The sequence below is a fragment of the Paenibacillus sp. FSL K6-0108 genome (genome assembly GCF_045040695.1).
Classification (GTDB): domain Bacteria; phylum Bacillota; class Bacilli; order Paenibacillales; family Paenibacillaceae; genus Paenibacillus; species Paenibacillus pabuli_B.
In genome coordinates this window covers 1917839-1932625 of sequence record NZ_CP150288.1, presented here as the reverse complement: position 1 = coordinate 1932625, position 14787 = coordinate 1917839, and the positions used below count along the sequence as shown (strand labels likewise).

Sequence of the window (14787 nt, the reverse complement as noted above, 5' to 3'; positions counted from 1 at the left end):
ATTGTTATGCGCTGTTGATATCTTATTTGATTAATCTAAACTATGTGACACAAAAAATCTCTCTTAAACTGTCAGAAGAATACTGCCTCCTATAGTTAGAATGGCAATAACAAGATTTACACCTTCTTTTAACTTTCTTGACCTGTGAATAATCGTATTCACTTTCTCTCATTGCTTTTGTTAAAACCTTGGTTGCTGTTTTATATAAAGATACACTTCCAATTCGAACGTTTGGAAAGTCTAATTTAATTTCCTCAAGATAATCAAAGGATAATGGGAGAGACGACCTGAGAGTAATCATTTCAATGTAAGATTTATCCGAGTAGCTCTCTTTTACTTCATCTAAGTTTGAAAAATATCGTTCTTTCTCAGAAAACTCTAAATTCCAACGTATAGGATTGTCTTTAGTTATCCATACATCAAAGTTTTCTTGTATAAGAAATTCTGTCTTGAATTTAAATAACACTGGGCCATATTTATTTTCTCTTCCAAATCGTATATGCAAATCATTACAGTCCAAGAAGATATCATTCCAAACATTAAATATTTTATCAATGTCATCTGAATCTTGAGCAGTTTGATACAATCCTAATTGCTCAACCGCTCCTCTCGAAAGAAGTTCTCCTGCTTTGATGAATGAACAAGCTGTCGGTACTGTATTCGCATGATACGAATGACTAACTCCGATAGAGTTGAGGTATTTATATAATGATATCGAATCTAATTTCATTATTAAAATCCTTTCTGAATACACTGTTGAATAATTCACTTCATCAATTGCGTATACCGTTCCCGTATTCATGACGTCCGACAAAGTCGGATGTATCTGCTGAATCTACTTCCACGAAATCCATCCAGCAAACAAAGGCTCCATAAGGAGCCGCTGCTTAAATATTACGTTATACGACGTAATCTCCTCTTAGAGTAATTAGCAGATGTTCTCAACCCATCATTGATCAGCTACATGCTCCAATAGATCGCCAGGCTGGCATCCCAATGCCGTACATAATTTATCAATCACTTCTAAAGATACGTACTCATTTGTATTGAGCTTTGCCATCGTTGCCGATGAAATCCCCGTCATCCTTAATAAATCTTGTTTCTTAATCTCCCTGTCAATCAATAATTTTTGAAATGGTTTATAACTTATCATCTGGTATCCTTTCATATCCGAATTGAATTTTCTTTAATTATATGAAAGTATATTTACTTAATCAAAAATATCTTTGATATATCTTGACTATGTATTTCATTATGATAAAATAATATTCAATAAGTTAAATTTTTGTTCGTAAAATAAAACAAAATGGACGGTGATCATTCATGCACAATTCTTTAGAAGTCTTACTTGATTCGTTGATTCGTAATCGAATTGAAGCTTTATATAGCGCCCTTCTCAAAAACAACTCCGACTATAATCAATTCTCATCCGATCGGAATCTTTACTTCAAAAAGTTACATGAGCTTTTGCCTCAAGATATGCATAAAACTCTATTTCTTTACGATGACGCAGACCTTTCTGTTCATACAATATTAGAACGTGAAATCTATTTACAGGGTTTTAAGGATGCTCTTCAATTACATAATGAATTAAATATATCAACTAATTGAGAGCCAAATGGCTCTCTTTTCATTTGAGTCTGTCGTATAACATCTAATCTATGTACTTCGTAAATACCACACATCCTGTCAGATATCTAAACTACGTATATGATAACCTATGCAGTGATATTTGCGAAGAAAAATTTGGTGAAAAAGGGAGATATATTAGGATACTCAATCTCCCATGTCCATACGATCCAGTGGGCTTTGAATACGTTCAATATTTTTCGTACTAACATGCGTATATCGCTGTGTTGTTCGTGCACTCGTATGACCAAGTAGCTCCTGAATGTAGCGGAGGTCTGTCCCGTTTTCCAGCAAATAAGTGGCGAAGGAGTGTCTCAGCGCATGAATACTTACCTTTTTCACAATTCCTGCGCGTTGTCTAGCTTCTTCAAATACCTTCTGCACGCTCCGCTCGGTAAGATGTCGTTCAGAAGATTGCCCCGGAAACAGCCAACGATTGGGTCTATATTCAGCTATGTATTTCTGCACCATATCCCAGGCGAGACTTGAAAGAAGCGTCCTCCGATCCTTTTGACCCTTCCCCTGTTTCACAATAAGTGTCTGCCTTTCAATATCGAGATCGCTGCAACGCAGACGCACAACTCACGAAGCCCGGAAGAATAGGTCAGGAACTGAATTGCTTTATGTTTAGGGTTGGTAACGGATTTGAGTAATTGAGCAACTTCCTTTTTGCGGCTGTACCCTCTTAAATTTAATACTTTCTCTAACGGTTCTTAGGTCCATTCGTATTTTCCTCTACTAGCTTTCCATTGCTGTTGATCTTCGCTCTCAACCCACAACTCCAGGATAATCTAAACTTCATCTCAATCAAACTGGTTCGTAAACTTCTGGATAATCACAATAGTGTAGGGGAGAATCACACTATAGTATTTTTAATTTCTAACATTGAATCCGCTTCCATATGCATAAAAAAATTATTATTCTAAGTCTCGCCATTCTTCCTTTAAGTCTCGGTCTGCTTCAAACAGATGCTGACGCTGTTAGATTTTCTGGTGGTAGAACAAGTGCTACGTATAATGTATGGTACTCTGATTCTGTTTCATCGTACGGTTATGTGTCAGCAATAGATGAAGCTCGTTTCAAATGGAATGATACATCAACAAAAGTTAATTTGACTAGAGTTCTCTCCTCAACCGGAACACCAGACAAGTATTATGTAGGTACAACTGCTCATCCAACATGGATTGGTTTGCAGGAGGGATATAAATTATCAAATTCAGGCGGTTATGTTATTGCAACTGGCAGTGAAACGTGGAGCTTTAGCAATATAAGACTTTTTCATAACAATATGTACAGATTTAACATGACAACTTCACAGATCATTTCTAACGCTACTCACGAATATGGCCATGCATTAGGATTAGATCACACACCAGACTCTGGTTCTAGCTCTGTAATGAAATCTGGAATTCAAGACATAGGACCCACAACATATGATATCCAAGAGATTAGACTTAAATGGGGAAATTGAAATATAACTGAGAGGGTGAGATCATGTCTTTATCAAAAAAGAAATATATAGTAATCCCTGCATTGTTATTATTGATTATCTTTGTTGGTTCAATTGCATATTTAAATGAAGATTCGGAAACAGATCCACAAATCAATAAAGTTGTGAATCTTTCTGCGAATTCAATAACATTTAATGAAATTAATAAACTAGATGAATTTGCTGAATTGGTTGTCATTGGATATGCTACAGATGAATTTATAGATAGAGAACATGTGGTAACTGCTTTCGATGATGGAACGATGCAATCATTCCACACGAATACAAATATAAAAATTGAAAAGATATTGAAAAAGCCAGAAGATTTCCCTTCAGATCAAAAGGAGTTAACAATCATTGAACCAGTCAGTCTTGATGGTGATGTCAAATATACAGCTGATCATTATGTTGAATTACAGAAGGGTGATAAAAGTGTGATTTTCTTAATGAAGAACACTTTTGGAGATTATGGACTAATTAATGATAACTTAGGGAAGTTCAGCCTAGAACAGACTAATCAAAGTAAGTTGTCTCAATCCTTCACTTCTCAAGAGTTATCAGAATACGAATTATTTCGTGACTCAGTAATGGAGAAGTACAATATAAATTAATGTTCGTAGCCCCATGACGTATAGCTTCCATCAGCCCCATAAGAGTTTTATTATCTAGCGCTTGGAAAAGGCGAATTGAAAGTCTGCCGACCGCGCTTTATTTCAAGCGACCTCTCTAAGGGGCTCTTTTATTTAACTGGTTACTGAATTCCCCGTAAACGAGTTAGTCAGTTGTTCGTTTATCCCAAGTTGTTCGGAATTCTTATCACTAAGTAATGTTATAAATCCTGATTAATTATTCTTTAATACTCTAGATATAACCTTATGGCGCCTTTGCTTTCATCATTTATCAAAGGGGGAAGGCTTTATTGGATGTTGTCGGAACCTTCTACGTGACTTCGAAACAGAAAAAAGGAAGGCCCTTCTTCATCCCATAGGGACTCAGACGACCTTCCGATGCTTTCGGAATCATATAGGATGTTTAGAAGTAGAAATGAGCAAAGCAAATTCAATAACAAACCGCTACTCGTAGCCTTACCTAGCTGCACTATTTATCAATTTGTCCTCATGGATAACAGTAGACGATTGAACCAGCGGGTACTTCGTCTGGGGAAACCCCTTCCCCCAAACATATACCGATATTCTTCTTGCCGGCTATAGAATGATTAATTTGAGAAGAAACAACTTTATATATTTGCTCTTCCCCATCCGTTTTTTTGATGATAATCTGTTTACCGATCATCTCTTGGATTTTTGACGGAAGTAGTTCAGCCAACTCTTCATTGGCCCCCATAACGATGGTTCCGAATTCCGGTGTATCAAAGACTAACCCCACGCTAAACATCATTTTGGCTTCCATTCTGAGGCCTCCTTATCTCTGATCTATCCTTTGACATCTCGCACCCTGAGATCGGAATTACGAAGTCTAACCATGGCATCTCTCAATAATCTTAAGTCATCATTTATCCCTTCCCGCTTTTCTAAACATACAAATGCCACCCCACAACAAAAGCAGCCAAGATAAAAGCCGAAATGCCAGACATGATGTACATAACCCTTTGCTTTTTGCTGTAACTGCTCTTCCTTAGTTTGTAAATAAGCAAGCCAAGATACGCCACTGCCAGAACTACATAAAGCAGGTTAAACATTAAATTGATTCGGAGCGAAGAATAAGCGGGATAACTTGAAAGTCTCGTGTGTATGATTAAAAGGTTAAGAGGAAGTACCGCACCTGCGAAATTAATGGCAAGATGGTATTTATCAAAATGGGTTGGGGGATTTCCTCGTTTATATAGTTTGTTAATTAGCATCCGGATCAAATTGACGATCAAAGCACCTAAGCTAAAAATGATGGCTAGTGCAACAGGAATAAGAGATATTACAATCAAGTTCACCTTCCATTTCGATACAGGCAAGTAATCCATGTAAGGAGTGTAGGAAATTTTCTCAATAACTCCATTATGCTCGACCACATTATAAAGGCTACTTAACTCTGCTTTTGAAAATTTGGTTATATCAAGCTGCCTGAATAAATCAGTAAATCTAGCGGCTGGCCGTCGTGCGGATTGAAAATATCCCCCACCCTCAGAAGTAACTGAATTAACGTATGTACTATTACCAAAGATTTTGCTAATAAGTCCATAATAATAAATTTCCTCGAACGCAATGTTTGTCATGACCACCATTCCAAATTTGGATACTGGATCAAAGACAACCTTGCTTGAAAATCCTTTTAAATTCCCCTCATGCATCAGCGTAGGCACCCCGTATTCCATCTCAACGAACCCGTGAGCAAATCGCGGAGTAGAAGTCTCGTCATAATACAGACTGGTTGACAACATTTCGTCTAACGTATCCCTCTTTGCAAATAATACATGGCTATCATCGACAGGCATCAGCGCAGCAAGGAATTTCCCTAAATCTTCTGCTGTCCCGATCGCTGCCCCTGTAGGATAGAACGTTACGTAAACTCTGTTCTCGGGGATCCGTTTCAAATCTTTCGTATATCCCTCAATCTCATTCCTTCTATGTACTAGGTCTGGACGATCTTGCCCCGTTGGATGAACCGTAGTGTCGTTCATATGAAGCGGTTCAAAAATATGTTGATTAACATATTCATAATAAGGTTGCCCACTTACCAATTCCACGATGTAACCGGCTAATCCAACGCTATAGTTTGAATAACCGACGACGCTATTCGGTTTGTATATCTGTTTTGGCTCGTTTTTACGCAAAATTTCTCCTAAATCAACATTTTCATTCTCGTCGTAATAATACACTTCGGTCGCTGTTTGATCTTCCCAACCCGCATTGTGATGCATCAGGTTCATTAGGGTGATCGGTTCGTCGTATTTCAGTTTTTTGAAAAATCCCTCTGGCAGATATTCTTTGATATCTGTCTCCAAATCAAGCTTTCCTTGTTCTACAAGCTGCATCACACTTGTATAAACCAACAGTTTCGAGATGGAAGCCCATTCAAAAACAGTAGAGGTATCCGCCTTTCGCTGATTCTCAATATCTGCGTAACCATATGCCTTATTCACAATGGGTTCGCCGTCTTTAATAACCACAACCGAAACGGCAGCGGTGTACTTCTCATACGAGGCAACATAAGCATCAATCGTTTCCTCTAGCTTGGATAAAGGAATCCTGGATGGTGTAGCCTCAGCCTGTTCTTCTTCAGCGTGGGCAGGTACCGCTATTGCCATAATGATAAATATAAATGACAGAACACAAGCGATTACTTTGTTTATAGTGTGATATCCACGATTCATCTGCATCAGCTACTCTCCTTTTATTTTAATGTTAATTACATACTCTTTTTCACGTATGCGTTTTCAAAAAAGTGCCCACTAATCTAAGTTATTCTCAAATGCAATTAAACTCCTTTCAGGAGAGAGTCAAAGAATTTCACCTTTCAAATTAACGATTTTCTTTATCTATCAGGAAGCCCAATTAATGATATAGCATCTACGGTTTTAATATGTAATTATTTTCTCTTGCCTGGTTATTTATTGCTTTAAGCAAACTTTCTTTATAGATCGAAAAACTACATGGAATTTCTCTATGATTTTCATCTGGATGGATATTCTCTGCATAGATAATAAAGTTGTTTAAATCCATTTTCTTGATGATGAAATAGTTCCCCTCGAACTCACCATTACGAATGTGAACTGAGTCAATGAAATCAAATATAACCTCATAAAGTTCTTGCGATGAAATCTCATCTTCTAAAAAACGCTTGATCACTTCCTGGCTATTAATCAATCTTTCTCACTTCCTTTACAATTTTTCTACTTCTTGAGGATTACATAAACGTTCTTGTACTCACGCCCCAATGTATGCTGGGTGTCTGGCTCTTGCCGGACCCAAGACGAATATCCGCAGCGTGAATATAATGTTATCTGATGTCCATTCCTTCCAAGCGTGTCTTACGAAATTTATTTCTTATTCCAATTCTTCATTATATGGATTTGTATACAAATCCACATCAATTTCAGCATGAATCCTATTAACGAATTCAATAAAATCAGAATCGAAATAAAGAGCAGGAGTTTTGCCCTCTTCTATTCTTATTACAATGAAAAATTTCGTGAATAATCGATGTTCAATCCGAATCGAATTGATTTCTTTCACTTTATTTTTTAATAAATCGACTACTTTTGTTAATTGGTGATTTACATCTAATGATTGTTCATAATCCGTACCTAATGTCCATGATGTTTCTTTTATTCGATGCTTATTGTTAATTATATCGCCTTTATAAGCCGTATTCGTAGGTTCAATTTTAAGTATTGAAGTTACATAATTCGGATCGAATTCATCTCCAAACAAACTAAAATAAGCCATTACTTCGGTTTTGTCTTTCAGGAGTTTCACCTCTTTATGAATTGATGTATGGATTTCGCCTAACATTCAAAGATTCACGACTGCCTTCATTTAGATAGCCCTTATCTTAGGATAAAACCTGTGTGGGTAAGTTATGCTTCTACTGTATCTACTTCATACAATCAAGGGCGTATGCTGGTAGCGTGAAACTTTTGTTATGTGATGTCTCATTCCACCTGAAATACTCCAAAAAATATTGTTTAATCAGAAAATATATACCAATTGAAATCCTCATTTAATCCAGAAATTTTTAATATCTTCTACTATAATTTCTGAAATATGTTTGGATGAATCCTGCGGGTATAAACATATTGTTACGATAAGAGTTAAACATATCATTAACCCTACAATAACTCGTCCAACGACTCTAAATCTGGTGTATTTAAGCAAATAATAAACTACACTAGATGAGATCAGAATAATCACACCATTCACTATAAAGGTTAATGGCAAGCTTATAATTCTTCCTAATCCGGTGTTAGGATATTTTAATAAAAGTAAAATCTCTAATACTACAAATGGAACTGACAGTAGAACAATATAAAAAAAATGACTTTTGAATTTTCTCTCCACCACTGAACTCACCTACTCCAACTCTTTTAATACAATTTCACATAATATTTGGTGTTTACAACCCGAGAACCCTAAATGACCACCAATAACTAGAGAAATTTCACTCTTTCCCTGCTTATCGTTCATCAGCATATGTATATTATCATCCATTGTAATAGACACAACAAAATATTCCGGTCCGCCTCCAACTAATGCTGGATCTGTGTCTGTTATCTCAAAAAAAACTAATGTAAATTTATCACCATCGAGTTTTCTCAACAAACGTTAACTGTCTGCCCATACCCTTGATCTTCTGCCTGCAATGAAATGTTAAGCAGATCATCAACTTCACCGAAACCAAATACATATGGCTTTTCTAACTCTGTAATGGTGCCCTCATATGTCCTTCTTTCAGCATCATCGAAGGCAATCTTTCTACCAAGTCTGAGATCCATCTTTCCTGTTGCGAAAGGGTACCAATAGGAGAAGGAACTAGGCTTTCATCACATATATCCATCTTCAGGTTCACCAACATCAAAACCTAATATTTTTGACGCTTCCAATTTGAACGTTTCTATCCAAGACATCCAATCATCATTATTCATCTGTGCATAAAACGATAAACCACTAGGCTCTACGGATGCTTCAATAAAAACATCGTCCTCTTCAGACCCAAACCAATATGGAATTCCCTTTTTATAACCAATCCACCCTGGCATACGCTCATACACTTTTGAAACTTTATCCCATACCTCATTAGGCAGATCATACCTTATATTTAGGTTGCATTGATGAGCATTTATATTGTTCATTCACATTCTCTCCTTATTACCCTAGACTGACATTAAGATATTTATCCTTTCCAGAAACTAATTATAAGTTGTACTTCACCTTAATTCTTTCATATAACTTAACATCCGTATTTCGATTTACAATCTCTCCAATTAACTCTCTCCATTTGTTTTCAATCCACTTAGGACTTTGTTCTTTCAGAATATCCTCGTTAAATTGACTATCAATATACTCCAGATCTTGTTTAAGAACCCCTATATCCTGAATAAGTTGATTTCTCGATTCTTTTGCTAGCGATACCTTATTCGATAAAATGTCGTCTGTGATATCTGCTCTTATATACCAATACATATCTCTAAACACACTATAGATGAAATAGGTTGATGATGATTGATCTTCCTTGAAATCGGAATCCAGAAAGATGAACGACTCTTCACCCACTTTCAAAGATACTGCCAGATTCCCTAATGTGTATATGACTGTTTCCTTCGAAGAATTGTCCTCTAAACTTTTTATCACGTACTCTCAATTCTGGATTGATTCTTTTATACCAATTTGGGTTCCATGATTTAGTTTAATCGCGTAATCAACCTTTTGATTGTCTTTGTACGCTTTGAATTGATAGTTAAAGTAAAGGCTTATGCCCCATGCGTGAATTGTTCTCTAATCTCCCTCCACTTCATGGGTCCTGCATCCTGTTATTCACATTGGTTCTACTTTCTATTACTCTAACATATATCCATATTTTATATAATTCTTCTGCCAATCTGACGTTTACCTGGACCAATAACGTCTGTTATTAATATGATTCAGTTAGGTAATCAAAAACTACAAAAAAACCGCCTCCTTTGGTACGTGGCTGCCAACACCCCACATTACCAAGGAACGGTTTCTGATTTTATCATTTTATTAATGGGGCTAATAAAATCACAACTCGTATTGTATAACCGTACACATAAAAATGCCCCCTCACTGTAGCAGGTTATATCTTTACACCTGTCTACCATGAGGGGATAATACCAAATCTTTTTTTTACGTCGGTTAAAATTTAAAAGCTATAAGCTATTTCATGGTTAACCCAGCAATTTATTTATCGTTGGATTCTCTCTCAGCATGCGCATTATAACCGTTAAGGCTTCCGCCCTCGTGAGGTTAGCGTCCGGTTCAAACCGATTCTCGCCCTTCCCCTCGATAATTCCGGCCTTAGCGGCCAATTCAATGATCTCCTTAGCCCAATGCTGGGGTGCTACATCAACGAATGTTGCGGTATCGTCAGATTGAATGTTCTGAAGAATCAGAATTTTCGAAATCATGGCAACCATCTCGGCTCGTGTAATCCTGTAATCAGCGTGGAACGTTCCATCAGAGTACCCGTTGATAACTCCATTGGAAACAAGAATTTCTATAGAGTCTCGAGCCCAGGAGGTCTGAATATCCCGTAACTCAATCGTCCCGCTTCCAGAACGTAGGGCAAATGCTTTAACAAGAATTGTGCTGAACTCTGCTCTCGTAATAGAAGCATCCGGTCTGAATCTGCCGTCTGGGTATCCATTGATTATACCTATCTTGGCAGCGGATAAAATATCTTTGGAAGCCCAATGGGACGCCGCATCCTGGAACGTTACAGAGTTACGGGCCAATGCATCTTGTATATAAGCTGTGAGCCGATCGGGTTCAACAAGATCGTAAAAAGTCTTGGTTTCCTGAGCAGGCGGCGTTGAAGGGTCCGATTGGGCTGGGGTGTTCGTATTGATTGAGTTGCTTGTATTGGTTGTTGAACTGCTCGTATTGGTTGAACTGCTCGGAGAAGATTCTGACCCTGAAACTGGCGTGCTGGTTACTGTTACGTTTATATCTACCGATTGGGTTCCATAGACAGCACTTACGACAGTACTGCCCGGCGTCTTACCTGTAACCCTCCCGCTGGTAACACTAGCGATTGCCGGATTCCGAACGGTCCAGGTTACCGATGAGGTCACATCTATATGCGCCTGATTTGAAAAAATAGCTGTAATCGCTACGGATACCGTCTGCCCGGTCGATACGCTTAACGTATTCGAAGTGGCCTTTAAACTGCTTAATGCATGCAAGGTAACACTCTTTGTTGCGATGCTGCTATTATTAGTACCATCGCTTACAGTGAAGCTGATCGTGCGTGTCGTCGTAATCGGAGTGACGGCTGTATTATTGTAAGTAACTGCGTGCAAAGCGTTCTGCCACTGCGCCAACGTTGCAGTTCCGCCCGTTGATGTCAGCGTCAGCACACCAGTAGCTGCATCATAACTGGCTGTAATATTACCCATGGTCAGCCCGTCAGTGATGAAACTCAGTACATCCTCTCCAGCATGAAAATTACCTGTGATGGCCACTGTTGCGCTTGCAAGCGTAGTGCTGCTATCTGAGGTTACCGTTATGCCGGAGTCGATAGCGACCGGATTCGATATCTTGTTATCTCCAGCGAAGAATGAAGTCGAGCCGCTGCTTGTGGTCAGACTGGGAGGCATGATCACAGTTACTTCCACTGTATGTGCAGCAGCAGCGCTGGTCTTCGTTCCATCGCTTACGGCGTAGCTAATGATGCGTTGCCCTGGCGTTGCGCTCGTGCTCGAGAACGTAATTCCCCTCAACGCACTCTGCCACTGCGCCAGCGTTGAGGTTGCGCCTGATGATGTCAGCGTCAGCACGCCAGTGAAAGCATCATAACTCGCCGTAATATTTCCCATCGTCGCCTCATCATTGGTGTAAGCCAGTATATCTTTTCCCGCGTCGAAATGGCTCGTGATGCTAACCGTTGCACTGCTCAATGTCGTATTGTCCAGGTCTGAGATCGTCAAACCGTTGTCCATAGCTATCGGAGTCGAAGCTGTACCATTCACAGAAATGTAATTGGTCGAGCCACCATTCGTGGTCACGATCGGTGTCTGGTCCGTATCCGTCACTGTTACAGTTCGTGTCGCCGTATTGCTTGCATTGACGCCGTCCGTCACTGTGAAGCTAACTGTACGTGTCGAATTATCCGGCGTGATCGCTGTATCTGTATAAGTTATTGATCTCAACGCGGCTTGCCACTGCGCCAAAGTTGCAGTTACATCCGCTGATGTCAGCGTCAGCTCGCCAGAGACTGCATTATAACTGGCTGTTATATTACCCATGGTCAGCCCGTCATTGATGAAACTCAGTACATCCTCTCCGGCATGAAAATTGCCTGTGATCGCCACTGTTGCACTTGCAAGCGTTGTGCTGTTATCTGAGGTTACCGTTATACCAGCGTCGATAGCGACTGGGGTCGAGGGCCGGTTATCTCCAGCCACGAATGAAGCCGAACCGCTGCTTGTGGTCAGACTCGGAGGCATCATCACAGTTACTTCTACTGTATGTGTAGCAGCAGCGCTGGTCTTCGTTCCATCGCTTACGGCGTAGCTAATAATTCGTTGCCCTGGCGTTGCGCTCGTGCTCGAGAACGTAATTCCCCTCAACGCACTCTGCCACTGCCCCAGCGTTGCGGTTGCGCCTGATGATATCAGCGTCAGCACGCCAGTGGAAGCATCATAACTCGCCGTAATATTTCCCATCGTCGCCTCATCATTGGTGTAAGCCAGTATATCTTTTCCCGCGTCGAAATGGCTCGTGATGCTAACCGTTGCGCTGCTCAATGTCGTATTGTCCAGGTCTGATATCGTCAGACCGTTGTCCATAGCCACCGGAGTCGAAGCTGTACCATTCACAGAAATGTAATTGGTCGAACCACCATTCGTGGTCACGATCGGTGTCTGGTCCGCAGCCGTCACCGTCACAGTTCGTGTCGCCGTACTACTTGTATTGACGCTGTCCGTCACAGTGAAGCTAACCGTACGCGTCGCCGTATTTGGCCTGAGCGCTGTATCTGTATAAGTAATTGATCTCAAAGCGGCTTGCCACTGCGCCAACGTTGCGTCCGCTGATGTCAGCGTCAGCACACCGGTAGATGTATTATAACTGGCTGTTATATTCCCCATGGTCAGCCCGTCATTGATGAAACTCAGTACATCCTCTGCAGCACGAAAATTACCTGTGATTGCCACTGTTGCGCTTGCAAGCGTAGTGCTGCTATCCGCGGTTACCGTTATGCCAGAGTCGATAGCAACCGGAGTTGAGGACGAATTATCTCCAGCCACGAATGAAGCCGAACCTCCAGTTACAGACAATACAGGACCCGCGGCTGCAAAGGTGGTCGGTGTAATATAATTACCGAGTCCCGTCTGGAAGGTTAATGCAATGGTAAGCAGGACCATCAATTTACGTAATAAGTTCTTCATTGACTACTTCCCCTGTCATTTAGATTTAATCCTGAATGTGTAACCATTGCTGTAAGGTAAGCATCAGACTATATCTAATCAATGTGCTCCATATTCGATGGATACTATATCTCCTTTTCTACTTAGATAAAACCCATTTTGCGACATTCTCGAAGAGAATTCCTGTGCTTTATGAACTATTTTTAGGACTTCAAGCATATTTTTTTGATTTTTCTTTAGTGTACTATTGATCTAGTATTCATAAGGTCTGCATTGTGAATTTTGACTATATTAAATCGTATGAAACATACTATTCAGATAAAGAAACTTACTTCTCTCTTACCTGTCCCTCGCTAAGCCTAAAAAACAGGTCACTTTTCCTCTTACCTGAGACAAAAGATGACCTCTCAACCGAGATATGATAGGCCGTGTCGGGGGTATCTGCTACAAACAGCGGAACGGGCAGACCTAGATCACGGTACAGCACAGCGCCTGTGCGATGAGCGGCGGAATGGACGCGAACGAGAGAGTTCAGCGGACGGATCAGTGCCCCTGCCAATACCGTAGCCAGTTCTTCAGACAGCAAAGCAGTACGTCGATGATAATCCGCCATAATCTGTTTGGCCTCATCTCGCTTTCCTGTCAGTTCACCGAACAGACTTAGAATCGTCTGCCAGTTTTCATTACGCTTGAACATGAGTACTGGAGCAATCCCAATGGGTGGGTTACCCCGCGATATGTGATCGCGGGGCTCATGCTGACATCACGGGTGCATGACCGTGATGTCAGCATGTGCGTGCATCACGACGGCTACTTGTGATGCCCATAACGTGCAGCATCACATTGGGCAACTGTGATGCACGCCAATAAGCGCCACGATCACGTCGTCGTGGCGCTCCTCCCCGCTGCATGATACCAATCGCATGCAGCTTCTTTCAATTATCCGTATCCAGATTCCTTTCGAGCAATGCACCTATACGCTCGGCCATATCGGATGGAGGAAGTGGCTTTTCTTTTTTAAACCACCATTCTACTACGCCAACAATCGCCGCCCCCAGAAACTGAACCTCCACATTTATCCCTTCCGTTATTGCTGCAATGCTTCCACCTTCGGATACACTGTTCCCTTTCTCCAATTCTCCGATGAAAAAGGCCAGAAACTGATTTCGGAAAAAAGAACTTCCTTTACTCGCCAGCAATGCGGAGAAAAATAAAGAATGATTTTCAAAATATTCGAACCACACTAACCCCATATCGTTATAACCAGCATCATCTTCTGTAGATTCACAGATCTCGCGCAGGTTCGTAATATGTTCTTCGATGAGCTTATCGAGAAGATCGAATTTGTCCGTGTAATGAAGATAGATCGTTCTTCGGCTAACATCCGCTCTGTCGGAGATATCTTGTATCGTAATTTGATCAAAATCCTTTTCAATCATCAGTTCAATAACTGCCATTTTGATGGCTTCCTGGGATTTACGTACCCTTCGATCCACCTTTAACACTTGAAAACCTCCAGTTTTCTTCATAGTTCTTACACAATTTCAGTGAACCTGTGAACTAATGCACGAAATCCGACTTTTTAAGACTTGTAGCGTTTTTATTTCTGTAT

General features: G+C 40.2%; 17 protein-coding genes. 3 read left to right on the top strand and 14 right to left on the bottom strand.

What is annotated here, in order from left to right; translation table 11 throughout:
* Positions 1-40 precede the first annotated feature (40 nt).
* Both MHB49_RS08850 and MHB49_RS08845 read right to left on the bottom strand, forming a co-directional pair.
* A complete protein-coding gene (locus tag MHB49_RS08850; RefSeq protein WP_405155845.1) occupies positions 41-730 on the bottom strand; it encodes a hypothetical protein in 690 nt (229 codons plus the stop codon).
* Between the two features lie 219 nt (positions 731-949).
* On the bottom strand, positions 950-1153 hold the full coding sequence (locus tag MHB49_RS08845) for a helix-turn-helix domain-containing protein (RefSeq protein ID WP_405155844.1): 204 nt from the start codon (positions 1151-1153) through the stop codon (positions 950-952).
* A gap of 170 nt (positions 1154-1323) precedes the next feature.
* Between MHB49_RS08845 and MHB49_RS08840 the strand changes: the two genes are divergently transcribed.
* Positions 1324-1611, top strand: a complete 288-nt coding sequence (locus MHB49_RS08840) for a hypothetical protein (protein WP_405155843.1) — start codon at positions 1324-1326, stop codon at positions 1609-1611.
* A 165-nt stretch (positions 1612-1776) separates the two neighbouring features.
* Here the strand turns inward: MHB49_RS08840 and MHB49_RS08835 are convergent, their stop codons facing one another.
* The gene (locus tag MHB49_RS08835; RefSeq protein WP_405155842.1) at positions 1777-2160 is read right to left on the bottom strand and encodes a tyrosine-type recombinase/integrase; all 384 of its coding nucleotides are present in this window, start codon (positions 2158-2160) and stop codon (positions 1777-1779) included.
* Positions 2161-2530: 370 nt separating this feature from the next.
* Here MHB49_RS08835 and MHB49_RS08830 point away from each other — a divergent pair, with 370 nt between their 5' ends.
* Positions 2531-3100 carry a matrixin family metalloprotease gene (locus MHB49_RS08830; RefSeq protein WP_405155841.1) on the top strand — a complete coding sequence of 190 codons (570 nt, stop codon included), beginning with the start codon at positions 2531-2533 and terminating at the stop codon, positions 3098-3100.
* 23 nt (positions 3101-3123) lie between these two features.
* Complete coding sequence (locus MHB49_RS08825) at positions 3124-3729, top strand: hypothetical protein (RefSeq protein ID WP_405155840.1); 606 nt, start codon at positions 3124-3126, stop codon at positions 3727-3729.
* A 505-nt stretch (positions 3730-4234) separates the two neighbouring features.
* Here the strand turns inward: MHB49_RS08825 and MHB49_RS08820 are convergent.
* From MHB49_RS08820 to MHB49_RS08770, 11 genes are all read right to left on the bottom strand, one after another.
* Positions 4235-4528, bottom strand: coding sequence for a hypothetical protein (locus MHB49_RS08820; protein WP_405155839.1), 294 nt, complete (start codon positions 4526-4528; stop codon positions 4235-4237).
* Between the two features lie 121 nt (positions 4529-4649).
* Positions 4650-6449 carry a serine hydrolase domain-containing protein gene (locus MHB49_RS08815; RefSeq protein WP_405155838.1) on the bottom strand — a complete coding sequence of 600 codons (1800 nt, stop codon included), beginning with the start codon at positions 6447-6449 and terminating at the stop codon, positions 4650-4652.
* Positions 6450-6639: 190 nt separating this feature from the next.
* Positions 6640-6936 carry a hypothetical protein gene (locus MHB49_RS08810; protein WP_405155837.1) on the bottom strand — a complete coding sequence of 99 codons (297 nt, stop codon included), beginning with the start codon at positions 6934-6936 and terminating at the stop codon, positions 6640-6642.
* Between the two features lie 180 nt (positions 6937-7116).
* Complete coding sequence (locus tag MHB49_RS08805) at positions 7117-7584, bottom strand: DUF4279 domain-containing protein (protein WP_405155836.1); 468 nt, start codon at positions 7582-7584, stop codon at positions 7117-7119.
* A gap of 558 nt (positions 7585-8142) precedes the next feature.
* The gene (locus MHB49_RS08800) at positions 8143-8388 is read right to left on the bottom strand and encodes a hypothetical protein (protein ID WP_405155835.1); all 246 of its coding nucleotides are present in this window, start codon (positions 8386-8388) and stop codon (positions 8143-8145) included.
* Positions 8385-8564 (bottom strand): hypothetical protein, encoded by a 180-nt coding sequence (locus MHB49_RS08795; protein WP_405155834.1) that lies wholly within the window; start codon positions 8562-8564, stop codon positions 8385-8387. Before MHB49_RS08795 ends, MHB49_RS08800 begins: the two co-directional genes overlap by 4 nt.
* A gap of 48 nt (positions 8565-8612) precedes the next feature.
* The gene (locus MHB49_RS08790; protein ID WP_405155833.1) at positions 8613-8921 is read right to left on the bottom strand and encodes a hypothetical protein; all 309 of its coding nucleotides are present in this window, start codon (positions 8919-8921) and stop codon (positions 8613-8615) included.
* Positions 8922-8982: 61 nt separating this feature from the next.
* Positions 8983-9420: an oxidoreductase gene (locus MHB49_RS08785; RefSeq protein ID WP_405155832.1), complete on the bottom strand. Its 438-nt coding sequence runs from the start codon at positions 9418-9420 to the stop codon at positions 8983-8985.
* A gap of 554 nt (positions 9421-9974) precedes the next feature.
* Complete coding sequence (locus MHB49_RS08780) at positions 9975-13196, bottom strand: S-layer homology domain-containing protein (RefSeq protein ID WP_405155831.1); 3222 nt, start codon at positions 13194-13196, stop codon at positions 9975-9977.
* Between the two features lie 307 nt (positions 13197-13503).
* Positions 13504-13872, bottom strand: coding sequence for a hypothetical protein (locus MHB49_RS08775; RefSeq protein WP_405155830.1), 369 nt, complete (start codon positions 13870-13872; stop codon positions 13504-13506).
* A 238-nt stretch (positions 13873-14110) separates the two neighbouring features.
* Positions 14111-14680 carry a TetR/AcrR family transcriptional regulator gene (locus MHB49_RS08770; protein ID WP_405155829.1) on the bottom strand — a complete coding sequence of 190 codons (570 nt, stop codon included), beginning with the start codon at positions 14678-14680 and terminating at the stop codon, positions 14111-14113.
* Positions 14681-14787: the final 107 nt, after the last annotated feature.

Bases quoted from the DNA above. Each gene is read 5' to 3' on its own strand.
- MHB49_RS08850 (WP_405155845.1), bottom strand. From the start codon at position 730: ATGAAATTAGATTCGATATCATTATATAAATACCTCAACTCTATCGGA.
- MHB49_RS08845 (WP_405155844.1), bottom strand. From the start codon at position 1,153: ATGATAAGTTATAAACCATTTCAAAAATTATTGATTGACAGGGAGATT.
- MHB49_RS08840 (WP_405155843.1), top strand. From the start codon at position 1,324: ATGCACAATTCTTTAGAAGTCTTACTTGATTCGTTGATTCGTAATCGA.
- MHB49_RS08830 (WP_405155841.1), top strand. From the start codon at position 2,531: ATGCATAAAAAAATTATTATTCTAAGTCTCGCCATTCTTCCTTTAAGT.
- MHB49_RS08825 (WP_405155840.1), top strand. From the start codon at position 3,124: ATGTCTTTATCAAAAAAGAAATATATAGTAATCCCTGCATTGTTATTA.
- MHB49_RS08820 (WP_405155839.1), bottom strand. From the start codon at position 4,528: ATGGAAGCCAAAATGATGTTTAGCGTGGGGTTAGTCTTTGATACACCG.
- MHB49_RS08815 (WP_405155838.1), bottom strand. From the start codon at position 6,449: ATGCAGATGAATCGTGGATATCACACTATAAACAAAGTAATCGCTTGT.
- MHB49_RS08805 (WP_405155836.1), bottom strand. From the start codon at position 7,584: ATGTTAGGCGAAATCCATACATCAATTCATAAAGAGGTGAAACTCCTG.
- MHB49_RS08795 (WP_405155834.1), bottom strand. From the start codon at position 8,564: ATGGATCTCAGACTTGGTAGAAAGATTGCCTTCGATGATGCTGAAAGA.
- MHB49_RS08790 (WP_405155833.1), bottom strand. From the start codon at position 8,921: ATGAACAATATAAATGCTCATCAATGCAACCTAAATATAAGGTATGAT.
- MHB49_RS08780 (WP_405155831.1), bottom strand. From the start codon at position 13,196: ATGAAGAACTTATTACGTAAATTGATGGTCCTGCTTACCATTGCATTA.
- MHB49_RS08775 (WP_405155830.1), bottom strand. From the start codon at position 13,872: ATGTTCAAGCGTAATGAAAACTGGCAGACGATTCTAAGTCTGTTCGGT.